The sequence below is a fragment of the Vibrio sp. YT-19(2023) genome, assembly GCF_033337395.1.
On sequence record NZ_JAWOQN010000326.1, the window covers coordinates 1 to 823 of the forward strand.

Below are 823 nucleotides of genomic sequence, written 5' to 3' on the forward strand. Positions count from 1 at the left end.
GCTCAGTCAATCAGCGCAAAGCCAAAGAACGTGTGCTTGAACTGTTTGATTTGGTTCATTTGCCGAACCCGCAACAAGCCTATGATAAGTATCCACATGAGTTTTCTGGTGGTCAGTTACAGCGCATCATGATTGCCATGGCACTGATCAACGAACCAGACATCTTAATTGCCGATGAGCCGACAACCGCGCTTGACGTTACCGTTCAGGCGGAAGTGCTACTGCTGATTAAAGAGATTCAAGCAAAAATGGGGATGGCTATTTTATTTATCACCCATGACCTAGGCGTGGTGAAACACTTTGCCGATCGTGTGTTGGTGATGTGCAAAGGTGAGGTCGTTGAAGAAGACATCACTGAGCACCTATTTTCTGATCCTCAGCATGAATACACCAAAATGCTGATTAACTCGATTCCGAAAGGAAGCAAAACCCCCGTTGATGAGAAAGAGTCGGAATTGCTCAACGCTTAAGACATTCGTGTGAAGTTTTTGGTGAAGCCTCACTTTATCCCAAGCAAAAACGAGTACTTCGAAGCGGTAAAAGGCATCTCGTTACAACTAAAACAGGGCGAAACACTAGGCATTGTTGGGGAATCCGGTTCGGGTAAATCCACATTAGGGCGTGCGTTGATCGGTTTGCTACCGTCTACCGGAAAAATTGAGTTTAAAGGTCAAAACATGGCCTCACTCAGCGACAAAGAGCGGTTCGATCTGAAAAAAGACGTACAAATGGTGTTCCAAGATCCATACGGTTCGCTTTCACCACGTATGACCATCGGGGAAATCATCACTGAAGGGTTAACCGTCCACCGGCCATATTTAAA

Annotated in this window: 1 pseudogene; it reads left to right on the top strand. The window is 45.8% G+C overall.

The features are described from left to right. Positions 1-823: pseudogene (locus R7E78_RS25705) on the top strand (ATP-binding cassette domain-containing protein); the annotation flags it as partial.